Annotated in this window: 15 protein-coding genes; 9 read left to right on the plus strand and 6 right to left on the minus strand. The window is 71.4% G+C overall.

The genetic code is table 11. The features are described 5' to 3' along the window. Positions 1 to 225 precede the first annotated feature (225 nt). Positions 226 to 438, plus strand: a complete 213-nt coding sequence (locus tag ACIPPS_RS21700; protein WP_361957001.1) for a DUF397 domain-containing protein — start codon at positions 226 to 228, stop codon at positions 436 to 438. A 151-nt stretch (positions 439 to 589) separates the two neighbouring features. Here the strand turns inward: ACIPPS_RS21700 and ACIPPS_RS21705 are convergent, their stop codons facing one another. Next, positions 590 to 1,102 carry an ATP-binding protein gene (locus ACIPPS_RS21705; RefSeq protein ID WP_401434423.1) on the minus strand — a complete coding sequence of 171 codons (513 nt, stop codon included), beginning with the start codon at positions 1,100 to 1,102 and terminating at the stop codon, positions 590 to 592. 318 nt (positions 1,103 to 1,420) lie between these two features. Between ACIPPS_RS21705 and ACIPPS_RS21710 the strand changes: the two genes are divergently transcribed. The 6 genes from ACIPPS_RS21710 (at position 1,421) to ACIPPS_RS21735 (ending at position 6,993) form a co-directional block, all read left to right on the plus strand. Then, positions 1,421 to 2,254 (plus strand): helix-turn-helix domain-containing protein, encoded by an 834-nt coding sequence (locus ACIPPS_RS21710; protein WP_401434673.1) that lies wholly within the window; start codon positions 1,421 to 1,423, stop codon positions 2,252 to 2,254. Between the two features lie 85 nt (positions 2,255 to 2,339). After that, positions 2,340 to 3,797 carry an aldehyde dehydrogenase family protein gene (locus ACIPPS_RS21715; RefSeq protein ID WP_401434425.1) on the plus strand — a complete coding sequence of 486 codons (1,458 nt, stop codon included), beginning with the start codon at positions 2,340 to 2,342 and terminating at the stop codon, positions 3,795 to 3,797. A gap of 132 nt (positions 3,798 to 3,929) precedes the next feature. Beyond that, entirely contained in the window at positions 3,930 to 4,466 is a 537-nt protein-coding gene (locus ACIPPS_RS21720) for a DinB family protein (protein WP_401434427.1), read from the plus strand. 37 nt (positions 4,467 to 4,503) lie between these two features. Then, on the plus strand, positions 4,504 to 5,145 hold the full coding sequence (locus ACIPPS_RS21725) for a PadR family transcriptional regulator (RefSeq protein ID WP_401434429.1): 642 nt from the start codon (positions 4,504 to 4,506) through the stop codon (positions 5,143 to 5,145). Between the two features lie 88 nt (positions 5,146 to 5,233). After that, a complete protein-coding gene (locus tag ACIPPS_RS21730; RefSeq protein ID WP_401434431.1) occupies positions 5,234 to 6,232 on the plus strand; it encodes an ATP-binding cassette domain-containing protein in 999 nt (332 codons plus the stop codon). Next, positions 6,229 to 6,993 (plus strand): ABC transporter permease, encoded by a 765-nt coding sequence (locus ACIPPS_RS21735; RefSeq protein ID WP_401434433.1) that lies wholly within the window; start codon positions 6,229 to 6,231, stop codon positions 6,991 to 6,993. The genes ACIPPS_RS21730 and ACIPPS_RS21735 overlap by 4 nt, the downstream gene beginning before the upstream one ends. 200 nt (positions 6,994 to 7,193) lie before the next feature. Here ACIPPS_RS21735 and ACIPPS_RS21740 read toward each other — a convergent pair whose 3' ends face one another. The 3 genes from ACIPPS_RS21740 to ACIPPS_RS21750 form a co-directional block, all read right to left on the minus strand. Continuing rightward, positions 7,194 to 8,606 (minus strand): glutamate decarboxylase, encoded by a 1,413-nt coding sequence (locus tag ACIPPS_RS21740; RefSeq protein ID WP_401434435.1) that lies wholly within the window; start codon positions 8,604 to 8,606, stop codon positions 7,194 to 7,196. A gap of 28 nt (positions 8,607 to 8,634) precedes the next feature. Further along, complete coding sequence (locus ACIPPS_RS21745; RefSeq protein WP_401434675.1) at positions 8,635 to 9,921, minus strand: ion channel protein; 1,287 nt, start codon at positions 9,919 to 9,921, stop codon at positions 8,635 to 8,637. Between the two features lie 101 nt (positions 9,922 to 10,022). Continuing rightward, complete coding sequence (locus ACIPPS_RS21750; RefSeq protein WP_384502847.1) at positions 10,023 to 10,391, minus strand: YbjQ family protein; 369 nt, start codon at positions 10,389 to 10,391, stop codon at positions 10,023 to 10,025. A 194-nt stretch (positions 10,392 to 10,585) separates the two neighbouring features. On the opposite strand from ACIPPS_RS21750, the gene ACIPPS_RS21755 reads away from it, so the two are divergent. Continuing rightward, positions 10,586 to 11,293 carry a DedA family protein gene (locus ACIPPS_RS21755; protein WP_401434438.1) on the plus strand — a complete coding sequence of 236 codons (708 nt, stop codon included), beginning with the start codon at positions 10,586 to 10,588 and terminating at the stop codon, positions 11,291 to 11,293. Between the two features lie 105 nt (positions 11,294 to 11,398). Here ACIPPS_RS21755 and ACIPPS_RS21760 read toward each other — a convergent pair whose 3' ends face one another. Next, positions 11,399 to 13,039 carry a threonine/serine exporter ThrE family protein gene (locus ACIPPS_RS21760; protein ID WP_401434678.1) on the minus strand — a complete coding sequence of 547 codons (1,641 nt, stop codon included), beginning with the start codon at positions 13,037 to 13,039 and terminating at the stop codon, positions 11,399 to 11,401. A 127-nt stretch (positions 13,040 to 13,166) separates the two neighbouring features. Then, on the minus strand, positions 13,167 to 13,661 hold the full coding sequence (locus ACIPPS_RS21765; RefSeq protein ID WP_003968257.1) for an inorganic diphosphatase: 495 nt from the start codon (positions 13,659 to 13,661) through the stop codon (positions 13,167 to 13,169). A gap of 102 nt (positions 13,662 to 13,763) precedes the next feature. Here ACIPPS_RS21765 and dacB point away from each other — a divergent pair, with 102 nt between their 5' ends. After that, positions 13,764 to 15,203: a D-alanyl-D-alanine carboxypeptidase/D-alanyl-D-alanine-endopeptidase gene (gene dacB, locus ACIPPS_RS21770; RefSeq protein ID WP_401434440.1), complete on the plus strand. Its 1,440-nt coding sequence runs from the start codon at positions 13,764 to 13,766 to the stop codon at positions 15,201 to 15,203. The last annotated feature ends 13 nt before the right edge of the window (positions 15,204 to 15,216 follow it).

Here is a 15,216-nt window from a genome sequence, read left to right on the forward strand (position 1 = left end):
CCAGCCGGCCTCGCGGCCGAGTCCGCTGTCCGTGCCGCTGCCGCTGTTGCTGCCGCTGTCGCGACCACGTCGCACGCAGTCGCGTAGTCGCTACGCCACCCCGCGTGCACGTGCATCTGCTCATGCAGTGGCATATGAACACAGCTATGATCCGAGGAAGTTGACACCTGCATCAAACATCTCGGGGAGCTACCAGTGCATCATGCGCATCACGCGTACAACGGCATGGCGGCCACGGAGCTCCAGGGTGTCGTGTGGCAGAAGAGCCGGCACAGCAACTCCCAGGGCTCCTGCGTGGAGTTCGCCAAGCTGCCGGGCGGGAACGTGGCCGTGCGCAACTCGCGCCACCCGGACGGTCCCGCGCTGGTCTACACGCCCGCCGAGATAGAGGCGATGCTCCTCGGCATCAAGGACGGGGAGTTCGACCACCTCGTATGACGCAGGCACGGGGAACGGATACACGGAACAGACGTAAGGAACAGGCATACGGAAGGGCCCCGGCTTCCCGCCGGGGCCCTTCCTCGTCCGTCGACGGCGGCGAGGACGTGGATGTGTACGTGTACGTGTACGTGGATGTGGACGCGGGACGTCACTCCGGTCCGGTCCGGAACAGCGCCCACACCACCTTGCCCTGGAGCGTCCCGGCCAGCGGGTGCCACCCCCAGCTGTCGCTGAAGGAGTCGACCAGGAACAGCCCGCGCCCCGACTCCGCCGCGAAGTCCTCGTCCCCCTCGCGCCTCTCCGGGCTCCGGTGGCTCGGGTCGCGCACCGCGCAGACCAGCCGGCTCGTCCAGCGCATCAGGTGCAGCCGGACCGGGGGGGTGTGCCTCCCGGGCCCGTCCAGATGGTCCTGGGCCGCGTCCGAGGGCAGCGCGTGCCGCAGGGCGTTGGTGACGAGTTCGGAGACGACGAGGGCGACGTCGTCGAAGCGTTCGCTGAGATCCCACTGCGCGAGCGTGGCGCGGGTGAACTTCCGTGCGCCGCCCACCGCTTCGTACGCGGGCGGCAGGGCGCAGGAGGCGGAGGTGGAGACGGCGGCGGGATCGATCGGCGGAAGCCCCTGCCGTAACGGCTCGAGCATGGTCGATCCATTCGTCCCCATGCGAGGCACTCCCGGGAATCGCGGCGAATCGCGGATGTGGTGCGGTTGCGCGGGGTCCATCGTTCCGAATGCGACCACTGGATGCAAGGGCAGATGCACGTGCACGCGCCGGACCTGTCCGTCCCCGTGCCGATTCTGTGCATATCTTCTGCGGAGGACTTTCGCCTTGATCAGGAAGTCGCCCTGAACTTGCCCTCTTTGCGTAATCGAATGTGTACGCGCTGAAGCGTTTAGTGGCAGAATCCGGGGGCCCGAGACCGCGAAGGAGAGGCTGGAGCCGTGACCGCAGTCGAATCGAGCGGAGCGAGCGGAAGCGTCGTGCGGCGCATCCTGCTGGGTTCGCAGCTGAGGCGGTTGCGCGAGTCGCGCGGCATCACCCGCGAGGCGGCCGGCTACTCGATCCGTGCGTCCGAATCCAAGATCAGCCGTATGGAGTTGGGCAGGGTGAGCTTCAAGGCCAGGGACGTCGAGGACCTCCTCACGCTCTACGGGGTCAGCGACGAGGCCGAGCGCGGCTCGCTCCTCGGGCTCGCCCGCGAGGCGAACGTGGCGGGCTGGTGGCACAGCTTCGGCGACGTGCTGCCGGGTTGGTTCCAGACGTACATCGGTCTGGAGGGCGCCGCCTCCCTCATCCGTATCTACGAAGTCCAGTTCGTGCACGGCCTGTTGCAGACCGAGGCGTACGCGCACGCCGTCGTCGCCCGCGGCATGCCCGGCGCCTCGGCCGCCGAGATCGACCGTCGCGTCGCGCTCCGTCTGGAGCGCCAGAAGGTCCTCGTCTCCGAGCGTGCCCCGCACTTCCACGCCGTCCTCGACGAGGCGGCGCTGCGCCGCCCGTACGGCGACCGGGCGGTCATGCGCGGGCAGTTGAGGCATCTGATCGAGGTCTCCGAGCATCCGCACATCACGCTCCAGGTGATGCCCTTCAGCTATGGCGGGCACGCGGGCGAGAGCGGCGCGTTCACGATGCTGAGCTTCCCCGAGTCCGACCTCTCCGACGTCGTCTACCTGGAGCAGCTGACCAGCGCGCTGTACCTCGACAAGCGCGAGGAGGTCGCCCAGTACGCGCGCGTGATGGAGCGGCTGGCCGAGGAGAGTCCCGATCCGGCCGAAAGTCGCGATCTTCTCCGAGGTCTCCTCCAACTCACGTAGGACGTAAGTACGATGACGTGACATCAGTGCCGCCATGTCACAGTCGCCACAGCGTCCGCCACCGCGGGTTAAGGGGTCTCGCCTCATGTCCTCATTCACCGACCTGGCTCACCAGTACATAGACGGGGAGTGGAAGCCGGGCAGCGGCTCGTGGGACATCATCGACTTCAACCCGTACACCGGGGAGAAGCTCGCGTCGATCACCGTCGCCACCGCCGGTGAGGTCGACCGTGCCTACCGCGCCGCCGAGCGCGCCCAGCAGGCGTGGGCCGAGACCAACCCGTACACCCGCCGGCTCGTCTTCGAGCGCGCCCTGCGGATCGTCGAGGACCGCGAGCAGGAGCTCGGCGACATGATCGTCGCGGAGCTCGGCGGCACGCGCCTGAAGGCGGCCTTCGAGCTGCACCTCGCCAAGGAGTTCCTGCGCGAGGCGATCCATCTCGCGCTGCGCCCCGAGGGGAGCATCCTGCCCTCGCCGGTCGACGGCAAGGAGAACCGCGTCTACCGCCTCCCGGTCGGTGTCGTCGGCGTCATCTCCCCGTTCAACTTCCCCTTCCTGCTCTCCCTCAAGTCCGTCGCCCCGGCGCTCGCGCTCGGCAACGCGGTCGTGCTCAAGCCGCACCAGAACACGCCGATCTGCGGTGGCACCCTCGTCGCGAAGGTCCTGGAGGACGCCGGCCTGCCGGCCGGCCTGCTGAACGTCGTCGTCACCGACATCGCGGAGATCGGCGACGCGCTCCTGACACACCCGGTCCCGAAGGTCATCTCCTTCACCGGCTCCGACAAGGTCGGCCGTCACGTCGCCACCGTCTGCGCGCAGAACTTCAAGCACGCGGTCCTCGAACTCGGCGGCAACAGCGCGCTCATCGTCCTCGACGACGCCGACGTCGACTACGCCGTGGACGCGGCGGTCTTCAGCCGCTTCGTGCACCAGGGCCAGGTCTGCATGGCCGCCAACCGGATCCTGGTGGACCGCACGGTCGAGGAGGAGTTCACCGAGAAGTTCGTCGCGAAGGTGCGGACCCTGCGCGTCGGCGACCCGGCGGACCCGGCCACCCACATCGGCCCGCTCATCAACTTCCAGCAGGCGGAGTCGGTCTCGGCCGTCGTCGAGCAGGCCGTGGCGGCCGGCGCCACCGCGCTGCTGCACGGCACGGCGGACGGCAACGTCGTCTCCCCGTCGGTCCTGGGCGGCCTGCCGGCCGACGCGGCCGTCCTCGGCCAGGAGATCTTCGGCCCGGTCGCCCTCCTGATCCCCTTCGACGGCGAGGAGGAGGCGGTACGGATCGCCAACGACACCCCGTACGGGCTGAGCGGCGCCGTCCACACCGCTGACACCGAGCGGGGCGTACGGGTCGCCAAGCGCATCCACACCGGCATGATCCACATCAACGACGGCACCGTGCACGACGAGCCGATCGTGCCGTTCGGCGGCGAGAAGCACTCGGGCATCGGCCGGCTGAACGGCGACGCGATGATCGAGGCGTTCACCACCCAGAAGTGGATCTCCATCCAGCACGGCCGGAGCCGCTTCCCGTTCTGAGGGTGACCCGGCCAAGGCTCTGGCCTGAATCAGGACCGTAGCTGTCCTCAAGGGTGCATAGCGTGAGGGGTGTCGAGGGGAAGGAACCCCTCGGCGCCCCTCCCCCCTTGTGTCGCACGGAAGGCGGACATCATGGTTGCTCTCGTTCCCGCGGAGGCCCACGGCGACGAACGCGCGGCGTTCCTCAACTTCGTCGAGGCCCAGCGGGCCGCGATCCGGCGCGCCGCCCTCGGCCTCACCGAGGAGCAGGCGGCGAGCCGCCCGAGCGCCAGCGCGCTCAGCCTCTCCGGGCTGATCAAGCACGTCGCCGAGGTGGAACTGGCCTGGCTGCGGCTGGCCCAGGAGCGGACGAACGAGCGGCACCGCACCGAGGAGACCTGGGGCGACGGCTTCCGGCTCGTCGAGGGCGAGACGGTCCCCGAGGTGCTGGCCTTCTGGGCGGGCGTGACGAAGGAGACGGAGGACTTCGTGCGCACGGTGCCGAGCCTGGACGAGACCTTCCCGCTGCCCCCGGCGCCCTGGTTCCCGAAGGACGGCCGGGTCTCGATCCGCTGGATGCTGCTCCACCTGGTCCAGGAGATGGCGCGGCACGCCGGACACGCGGACATCGTCCGGGAGTCCCTCGACGGCAAGGACTCCTTCACGCTGATCGCGGCGGAACAGGAGTGACGCGTACCCTAGTCAAAATTGACTAGGAGGTACCAGGGTGTCAGCGATCCGGCTTCTCGTCCTCGGCGCGGTGCGCCAGCACGGGCGGGCCCACGGCTACCAGGTCCGCAACGACCTGGAGTTCTGGGGCGCGCACGAGTGGTCCAACGCCAAGCCCGGCTCGATCTACCACGCGCTGAAGCAGATGGCCAAACAGGGACTGCTGCGCGCGTACGAGATCGCGCCGAGCACGGCCGGCGGCCCGCCGCGCACGGAGTACGAGGTGACGGACGAGGGCACGGCGGAGTACTTCGCGCTGCTGCGTGAGGCGCTGACCACGTACGACCAGAAGATGGACGTCCTGTCCGCCGGGATCGGTTTCATCGTGGACCTGCCGAGGGCGGAGGCGGTGGAGCTGCTGCGGCAGCGGGTGCGGGCGCTCGACGAGTGGCGCGAGGCCGTCACCGAGTACTACACCCCGGAGGGCGGGCCGCAGCAGCTCGGGCACATCGGCGAGATCATGCACCTCTGGGTGCACTCGTCCGACGCCGGCAAGGAGTGGACGCTCGGGCTGATCGAGCGGATCGAGGCGGGCGCGTACACCTTCGCGGGGGAGGGCGAGCCCTTTGTGGGGGTGCTCGCCGAGGGCGAGGAGAACCCGTTCGCGACGGGCGAGCCCGATCCGGGCGACGACGCGTGAACAGAGACTAATCAAGTTTGACCAATGCGTCGAGGGGGCGTACCTTCGGGCAAGTGGTCAAGTTTGACTACTGGGCTGGGAGGCTGGAATGACGGACGCGATCGTCGTCGAGGGCGCGCGGAAACGGTACGGCGACAAGCAGGCGCTTGACGGCCTCGACCTGGCCGTGCGGCGCGGCACGGTGCACGGACTGCTCGGGCCCAACGGCGCGGGCAAGACCACGGTGGTACGGATCCTGGCCACCCTGTTGCGGGCCGACGAGGGCCTGGTGCGGGTGGCGGGCTTCGACGTCCGCGACCAGGCGGCCGAGGTGCGGCGCCGGATGGGGCTCCTCGGGCAGCACGCGGCCGTCGACGAGGAGCTGAGCGGCCGGCAGAACCTGGAGATGTTCGGGCGGCTGTACCACCTGGGCGCCCGCCGGGCGGGCGCGCGGGCCGACGAGCTGCTCGACCGGTTCGGGCTCGCCGACACCGGGCGCAAGCCCGTCAAGCAGTACAGCGGCGGCATGCGCCGGCGCCTGGACCTGGCGGCCTCGCTGATCACCGACCCGGAGGTGCTCTTCCTGGACGAGCCCACGACCGGGCTCGACCCCCGGGGCCGGGGCGAGGTGTGGGAGTCGGTGCGCTCCCTGGTGGGCGGCGGGACGACGGTCCTGCTCACCACGCAGTACCTGGAGGAGGCGGACCAGCTCGCCGACCGGATCTCGGTCGTCGACCGGGGCCGGGTCGTCGCCGACGGCACGGCCGACGAGCTGAAGACGGCGGTGGGCGCCGACCGCATCGACGTGGTCGTCCGCGACGCCCGACGGCTCGCCGAGGCGGCCCGGCTGCTGCCCGCGCCCGCACCGGAGGTGAGCGTCGACACCGACCGGCGGCGGATCAGCGCCCCGGTCACGGACCGGATGGCCGCGCTGGCCGAGACCGTACGGGCCCTGGAGGCGGCCGGGATCGAGGCGGAGGACATCGCCCTGCGGCGGCCGACCCTCGACGAGGTCTTCCTCCACCTGACGGGCGACGAGGCGGGCGCGCCGGACGACACGGCGGTCGCTCAGGACGACAGGGCGAAGGAAGCGGAGGCGACGGTATGAGCGCGGCGTACGTGGTGAGCGACTGCTGGACGATGACCCGGCGGGAACTGGCCCACTGGGCACGCCGGCCGATCGTGATGGTGGTCGGCCTCGCCTTCCCGATCATGATGCTGCTGATGTTCGGCTATCTCGTCGGCGGTGGGCGCGGGATCGAGGGCGAGTACGTCGACTTCCTCGTGCCCGGCATGCTCACGCTGACGATGGTCTTCGGCCTCGAAGGGACGATGACGGCCGTCACCCAGGACCTCAACAAGGGCGTGATCGACCGCTTCCGCTCGATGCCGATGGCCGACGGGGCGGTCCTGGTGGGGCGTTCGGTCGCCGACATGCTCCAGTCCGCGGCCGGGCTGCTGCTGATGGTCGGTGTCGGGTACGCGATCGGCTGGCGGGCGCACGGCGGCTTCGGGGCCTTCCTGGGCGCGATGGGTCTGCTGCTCCTGCTGCGCTTCGCGATGCTCTGGATCGGGATCCACCTGGCGATGGTCGCGGGGCGGCCCGAGCTGGTGATGGCCGTGCAGATCCTGGTCTGGCCGGTCGGCTTCCTCTCCAACGCCTTCGCGGCGCCCGAGACGATGCCGGGCTGGCTGGGCACGGTCGTGGAGTGGAACCCGATGTCGGCGACGGCCACGGCGGTACGGGACCTGTTCGGCAACCCGGGCGGCGAGCCGGGGCACGTGCTCGCGGCGGTGGTGTGGCCGCTGGTCATCCTCGCGGTCTTCTTCCCGCTGGCGGTACGGCGGTTCAGGCGACTGAGCGCCTGACGCCGGCGCCGGTCGCCGCCGCGCGGGTACGGCGGCGACCGGAATCCCCCGGACCGGAATCCCCCGGACCGGAATCCCCCGGACCGGAATCCGCCGTACCGGAAGCCCCCGGACCGGAATCCCCGGACCGGAATACCCGGACCGGAATCCGCCGTACCGGAGGTCGTCGCGCCGAAAGCCGCCGGAAGTCGACGCGCGGCTCAGTGGTGGAAGGACGTGGCGGCGCCCCGGTCCCGGGTCGCCGGGCCCGACTGGCGGCGCAGTTCGGGCAGCAGCCGGTCGAGTGCCTCGATGAACAGGTCGGCGAGGTCCTCGGAGAAGCCGTTGCGGCAGACCACGCGCAGCACGGACAGGTCCTCCCGGTTGGCGGGGAAGGTGTACGCCGGGACGAGCCAGCCGCTCTCCCGCAGCCGGCGCGAGACGTCGAAGACGTCGAAGCGGGTGGTGTCGTCGGTCGTGGTGAACGCGAAGACCGGTAGCTGGTCGCCCCGGGTGAGCAGACGGAAGTCGCCCATCGCCTCGACCCGTTCGGCGATCCCCCGGGCGACGTCCCGGGTGGTCTGCTGGACCGCCCGGTAGCCCTCCCGGCCGAGCCGCAGGAACGTGTAGTACTGCGCGACCACCTGCGCGCCCGGCCGGGAGAAGTTGAGGGCGAAGGTGGGCATGTCGCCGCCCAGGTAGTTGACCCGGAAGACCAGCTCCTCGGGAAGTTCGGCGGGCGAGCGCCACAGCGCCCAGCCCACACCCGGGTAGACCAGGCCGTACTTGTGCCCGGAGGTGTTGATCGAGGAGACCCGGGGCAGCCGGAAGTCCCAGACCAGGTCCTCCTCCAGGAACGGCGCGATCATCGCGCCGGACGCGCCGTCGACGTGCACGGGGACGTCGAGGCCGGTCCGTTCCTGGAGGGCGTCGAGCGCGGCGCAGATCTCGGCCACCGGCTCGTAGGAGCCGTCGAAGGTGGAGCCGAGCACGGCGACCACGCCGATGGTGTTCTCGTCGCAGAGCGCGGCGGCCGACTCCGCGTCCATGTGGAAGCGGTCGCCCTCCATGGGTACGAGCCGGGCCTCGACCTCCCAGAAGTTGCAGAACTTCTCCCAGCAGACCTGGACGTTGACGCCCATCACCAGATTGGGCCGGGCGCTGCCCGGGTAGCGGTCGGCGTTCCTCTTGGCCCAGCGGCGCTTGAGGGCCATCCCGGCGAGCATGCAGGCCTCGCTGGAGCCGGTGGTCGAGCAGCCGACGGCGGTCGAGGGGTCCGGCGCGTTCCACAGCTGGGCGAGCATGGCCACGCAGCGCCGCTCCAGCTCGGCCGTACGCGGGTACTCGTCCTTGTCGATCATGTTCTTGTCGCGGCACTCGGCCATCAGCACACCGGCCTGGGGCTCCATCCAGGTGGTGACGAAGGTGGCGAGGTTCAGCCGCGAGTTCCCGTCGAGCATCAGCTCGTCGTGGACGAGCTGGTAGGCGCTGGTGGGCGGCAGCGGCCCGTCGGGCAGCCGGTGGCGGGGCGGCGCCTCGGTCATGCCGCTGACCGGGTTGGCCTGACCGTAGAAGGGGTTGAGGGCGAGATGCCGGTCGGGCTCGGGCTCGCCGTGACCCTTGTGCAGTGGCATGGGACTCCTTCGGGGGTGCTGGGCGTCCTCAGTGCAGGGGGGCGCCGTGCGTGTCCAGTTCGAGTTGCGGACGGCCGGTGACGACCAGCCAGGCGGGCAGGGAGGCCACGCAGAGCAGCGAGAGCATCGCGGGCGAGGAGGCGAGGACGGCCGCGACGAAGAGGCTCACCCAGCCCTGCCGGGTCGTCGCGAGCAGCACACCGAGCACGCCGGAGGAGATGGCGACGGCGGGATGGATCTCGGGGACCAGCGCCTGGGCGAACAGACCGAAGGCGACACCGATGAACACGGCGGGGAAGATCCGGCCGCCGACGAATCCGCACGCGGCTGCGACCAGCAGGGCGGCGAGCTTGACCACGGCCATCTTGGCCAGCTCGCCCGACGAGTAGCCGCCGATGTTCTGGGTGAGCTCCTTGACCTGCTCCAGGCCCTTGAAGAGCGTCAGCGACCCGCCGAGCGCGCCCAGCAGGCCGAGCACGAGACCGCCGACCGGGATCATCAGCATCGGGTGCCGCAGCCGTTGGAAGGCACGGTGGACAGGGGGGAGCCCGTAGCAGCAGAGGAGGCCGAAGAAGGCCGCGGCGGTGGCGACGACCATCGAGGCGAGCAGGTCCGACCACCCCGGGTCGGTCAGCGGGGGCAGCGACATGTCGAAGGTGGGGTGCGCGAGGAGTGAGGTGGTCAGCGCCCCCGCCCCGGCGGCGACCAGCGGGGCGAAGAGCCGGTCCCAGAGCGAGCCCTTGGCGTTCGGCTGGTGGGTGAGGGCCTCGGAGATGACGAGAGCGGCGGCCACCGGCGTGCCGAAGAGGGCGCCGATGGTGGCGGCCGAGGCCAGGACGACCCACATCGCACCGGGCGCGGCGGGCGCCGCCTTCCTGCCGAGCCAGTAGGCGAGCGCGACGTTGGCCGCGATGATCGGGTTCTCCGGGCCGAGGCTGACCCCTCCGGCCAGGGTGAGCGTGCCGGCGAGCAGCAGCCCGGGGACGACCGCCGGCGCGAGGGGCGCGCCGCCGAGCCCGGTCTCGGCCGGGTCGGGGCCCGCGTGCCCGGGCACCTTCCAGACGACGAGGCCCACGGCGATCCCGGTCGCGGTGAGCATGACGATCGTCCAGAAGACGGAGAAACCGCCGATGCCCAGCGCGCCCGGAAGGGTGTGCCACAGGACGTGCTCGAACTCCTCGGAGACCCACTCGATCCCGAGGAAGAGCAGACTCGCCGCGACGCCCACCACGAGGGCGGGCAGGACCTGCGGGAACAGGGCGCGGGCGGGGGACTTCGGGACGGGGGGCGGAGGCTCGGACGACGGTTTATCGATGGCCACCGCCCCACCATAGGGGTACAAAAGCCGCACAACGCCCCGACAGTTGAAGGTGTCGCGCCCCGAACCCCAGCCCGAGATCCCCCCGCCCGGGAGGCTCAGGCGCGAGGCGCGATCACCGCCGCCGTTCCGTAGGCGCAGACCTCCGTCCCGACGTCCGCCGCCTCCGTCACGTCGAAGCGGAACATCAGCACGGCGTTGGCGCCGCGCGCCTTCGCCTGCTCCACCAGCCGCTCCATCGCCTGGTTGCGGGTCTCCACCAGGGTCTTCGTCAGACCCTTCAGCTCCCCGCCGATCATCGACTTCAGCCCCGCGCCGATCTGGCTGCCCAGATGGCGCGAGCGCACAGTCAGTCCGAAGACCTCGCCGATGATCTGCCGCACCTCGTAGCCGGGTACGTCGTTCGTGGTGACGACCAGTACGTCCGGGTGCGGCCCCTGGCCGCCGCCGTAGTCCTCGATGCCCATCCGCATCCACCTCCTGTCCACCAGCGTCGGACCGCCCGCCCGCCGTCGCATCCCGGAGGGGCCGGGTGGGCGCGGGGGGCGAGGCGGGACCGGGGGCCCGTGGAGGCCGGCTGGAACCCGGGGCGGTAAGAATGCGTTGATACCTTGGGGCGGCCGCCCCCGCCCCCACCGCGACCGCAGGAGCCCGGAACCCCGTGAATACGCTTGCCCTCGGACCGAGCTGGCTGGACCCGGACTATCTGATTCAGACCTTCGGTCTGATCGGCGTCCTCGTCATCGTCTTCGCCGAATCCGGCCTGCTCATCGGGTTCTTCCTGCCCGGCGACTCGCTGCTCTTCACCACCGGCCTGCTGGTCACCACGGGCAAGCTGGACCAGCCGCTGTGGCTCGTCTGCACGCTCGTCGTGGCCGCAGCGATCATCGGCGACCAGGTCGGCTATCTCTTCGGCCGCAAGGTCGGCCCGGCCCTCTTCAAGCGCCCCGACTCCAAGCTCTTCAAGCAGGAGAACGTGGAGAAGGCGCACGAGTTCTTCGAGAAGCACGGCCCGAAGTCGCTGATCCTGGCCCGCTTCGTGCCGATCGTGCGGACGTTCACGCCGATCATCGCCGGTGTCAGCCGGATGAACTACCGCTCGTTCATCACGTTCAACATCATCGGCGGTGTCCTCTGGGGCGCCGGCGTGACCATCCTCGGCGCCTCCCTCGGCAAGATCGACTTCGTGCACGAGCACATCGAGGCGATCCTCATCCTGATCGTCGCGATCTCCGTGATCCCGATCGTGATCGAGTACCTCCGCGCCCGCTCGCAGTCGAAGAAGGCCAAGGCCCAGCAGGACGAGGACGGCGGCCCCGACGGCCCCGGCTCCTCGAACCCGGGCCGCGGCCGCCACGCCAAGCGCTGACCCGCGCGCCCCGCACCTTCGGCACCCCGGCCCGGACCCCCGAGCCGGGGTGCCGCCGTTCCCGGCCCCCGGGGCCGCGCCTGCCGGCACGGGGAGGCGGTCCCGTCAGAAGCCCCTCGTGCGCTTCGCCGCGCGTCGGGCCGCCGCCGCGCCCGGCGCCTGCATGAAGAGGCGGGCCAGCTCGCCACCCAGGTTGACGCCGATCGCGATCGCCAGCGCCAGGGCCGCCGCCTTCGCCAGCGAGGCGAAGCCCTGGTCCAGGTTGTTCTGGGCGATGCCCAGCACCCCGAAGTAGGTCGCCGAACCCGGCAGCAGCGGCCCGATCGCCGCCGTCACGTACGGCAGCGACGACGTGTGGTTGTAGCGGGCGGCCAGCTGGCCGAAGAGACCGACGAGGCCCGCCGCCACCGCCGTCGCCATGACCGCCGACCCGTCCGCCGTCACCGCGATCGACGCGTAGATCACCCACGCCACCCCGCCGTTCAGCGTCGCGAAGAGCACCGTCGCCCGCGACTGCTGCAACAGGATCGCGAACGTCGCGCACAGCACCATCGACGCCAGGATCTGCACCACCGGCCGCTCGACCGGATTGAGCACCCCGTCCGGATTCAGCTGCGCGTCGAACTGCACGGCCAGATACAGCACCGACAGCACGCCCACCACGATCGCCACGAAGAAGTACCCGACCTCCAGGAGCCGGGCCGAGGCCGTGATGTAGAACCCCGTCAGGCCGTCCTGCACGGCCGCCACCAGCGCCCGCCCCGGGATCAGCGCGAACAGGCCACCGGTGATGACCGCGGACGGCCGCAGATCCGCGTGGAGCAGCGTCAGCAGCACCCCCATCGCGGCCGGCGGCATCGCCGCCACCAGGAACTGGTAGAACTCCGGCAGCCCGCGCCCCGCGCAGAGCCACGCCAGCCGGTCGCCGAGCACCGCGCCCAGCGCCGCCACCATGAAGACCGTGAACCCGCCGCCGAGCAGCACCGAGGCCGCACCCGCCAGCACACCCGCCGCCGCCGACAGCACCCACCCGGGGTACGGATGCCGGTTACGCCGCATCTCCGCCAGCCGCCGGTACGCCTCCTCCGGGGAGACCTCGTCCGCGTTGATGTCGGCGAGCAGCTGATAGACCGCCTCCAGACGGGTGTAGTCCGTGCCCCGGCGCCGTACGGTCCGGTTCGCCGTGATCGGGTCGTCCACCAGCGACGGCTGGTGCGTGATCGACAGCAGCGTGAACGTGACCGTCGGCTCGCACCGGTCCAGCCCGTACGCACGGCAGATCGCGAACATCGCCGCCTCGACGTCCTCCGCGCCCTCGCCGCCCGCGAGCAGCAGCTCGCCGATACGCAGGGTCAGGTCGAGCACACGGCCCACCGCGGGCCCCGTCTCGTCCTCCTTGCGCGCGATCTCCGGGACCGGCCGGTCACCCACCGGCAGCCGCAGCATCGTCCGCATGCGGTCCTGCCAGGGCGCGTCCGCGGGCAGCCGCACCAGCGGCAGCCCGTGCGCGGGCGTGAAGGCGGGCGGGGCGTGCTTCGCCGAGTACGTCGACGGCGGCGCGAACGCGGAACCCTCCGGCTCCGGGGGCGGCTCGGGCGCGAGGCCCCGGGGAACGGCGAACTCGGAGGTGGGATGCTCCTCCTCCTGCACCACCGGAGGCTCGACCCCGGCAGGCGCGACGAACGCGCTGCGCGCCTCGTCCGACTGCGGCTTACGGTCCTCCGGGCCGTCCGCCTCCACCACCACTCCGCTCGCCCTCACTCCCATTCGCACCTTCTGCCCAGTATGACCATGGGCATACGACCTCACGCGAGACGGGCGGCACACCTCCGCAGAGGTGCACCGCCCGTCACGACGTCGAACGTGGGCCCACTCAGTGGGCGCCGCCCTGCGCCTCCAGGCGCTTGTAGGAGGCCTCGATCTCGGCCTCGGCCTCGGCGCGGCCGACCCAGTCGGCGCCCTCGACCGACTTGCCCGGCTCCAGGTCCTTGTAGACCTCGAAGAAGTGCTGGATCTCCAGGCGGTCGAACTCCGACACGTGGTGGATGTCGCGCAGGTGCTCGACGCGCGGGTCCGAGGCGGGGACGCACAGCAGCTTGTCGTCGCCACCGGCCTCGTCCGTCATGCGGAACATGCCGATCGCGCGGCACTTGATCAGGCAGCCGGGGAACGTCGGCTCGTCCAGGATGACCAGCGCGTCCAGCGGGTCGCCGTCCTCGCCGAGGGTGTTCTCGACGAAGCCGTAGTCGGCCGGGTAGCTGGTCGAGGTGAAGAGGCGGCGGTCCAGGCGGATGCGACCCGTCTCGTGGTCGACCTCGTACTTGTTCCGCGACCCCTTCGGGATCTCGATGGTGACGTCGAACTCCACGGGTGGCTCCTCCTGAATCAACACATGTGAATGCCTGCGGCAACGCGCAGTGATTAAGTGTCCCTCACGCCTGTGTGTGATCGCGAAAGGGGCTGGTCAGCAATGCCGGAGCCGAAGACCTGGCAGCTCACGGCGTGCTCTGCCGTACTCGGTCTGGCCCTGGCCGCCGGAGCGGTGACAGCCGCCGGACCGTGGGACAACGGTCAGCGTAAGGCCGAGCGCGCCCTGGCCGCCGCCGCTGCCCCCACAGGTGGCGCACATCACGCACCGCCCGCCGCCCCGCACCGCCCCGCCCCCGCGCCCGCCCCGAGCGCCCCCGGCGTCCTCCGCGCGCTCGACACCCCCGCGACCGGCCGTCCGGGCGACCTCGCCGCCGTCCTCGTACCGCTGCTGGCCGACCCCGGCCTCGGACCGCTGCGCACCGCCTCGGTCGTCGACGCCACCACCGGCAAGCAGCTCTACGGGGAGGGCGCCACCACCGCCATGACCCCGGCCTCCACCATCAAGATCGCCACCACGGTCGCCGCGCTCTCCGCGCTCGGCCCCGACCACCGCATCGCGACGACCGTCGTCGCCTCCCCGGACGGCCGCACCGTCACCCTCGTCGGCGGCGGCGACCCCACGCTCGACCGTGCCCGCCTGAAGACCCTCGCCACCGCCACCGCCCGCGCCCTGAAGGGCCGCGGCGTCACCTCCGTACGCGTCGCCCACGACACGAGCCTCTACCAGGGCCCGGGCCACCACCCGATCGGCTCCGACGAGAACATCGCCCCCGTCAGCGCCCTGATGCTGAACGCCGGCCGCCTCGACGACTCGTACAGCGGCACCGCCCGGCGCACCGCCGACCCCGCGGGCGACACCGCGACCGCCTTCGCCGACCTCCTCAGCCAGGCCGGTACGAAGGTCCAGGGCGCCCCCGCCCCCGGCCGCGCGCCGAAGCCCGCCGAGGACTCCGGGGCGGCCCTCCTCGCCCGTACCGAATCCGCCCCGCTCTCCGCCCTCGTCGAGCGCACCCTCACCCACAGCGACAACGACCTCGCCGAGGCCCTCGCCCGGCAGACCGCCCTCGCCCGCAGGCAGCCCGCGAGCTTCGCCGGCGCGGGCACGGCCGTACGGGACGAGCTCACCGCCCTCGGCCTGCCCACCGCCGGCGCCCGCTTCGCCGACGGCAGCGGCCTCTCCCGCGACGACCGGCTCTCCGCCGCCCTGCTCACCGGCCTCCTCACCCGAGCGGCCGACCCGGCCCGCCCCGCCCTGCGCCCCGTCCTCACCGGACTGCCCGTCGGCGGCTTCAGCGGCACCCTCAAAACCCGCTTCGACACCGGCCCCGCCCTCGGCGGAGCCGGCCTCGTCCGCGCCAAGACCGGCACCCTGAGGGGCGTCAACACGCTCGCCGGAACGGTCGTCACCGCCGACGGCCGCCTCCTCGCCTTCGCCTTCCTGGCCGGCCGCACCACCTCCGCGTCCCAGGCCCAGCCCGCACTCGACCGGCTCTCCGCCGCCCTCGCCCCGCAAGGCGGACCCGTACCGAACCTGCCCTGATCCGGGGCGAAGA

The sequence above is a fragment of the Streptomyces sp. NPDC090127 genome (assembly GCF_044746945.1).
Classification (GTDB): domain Bacteria; phylum Actinomycetota; class Actinomycetes; order Streptomycetales; family Streptomycetaceae; genus Streptomyces.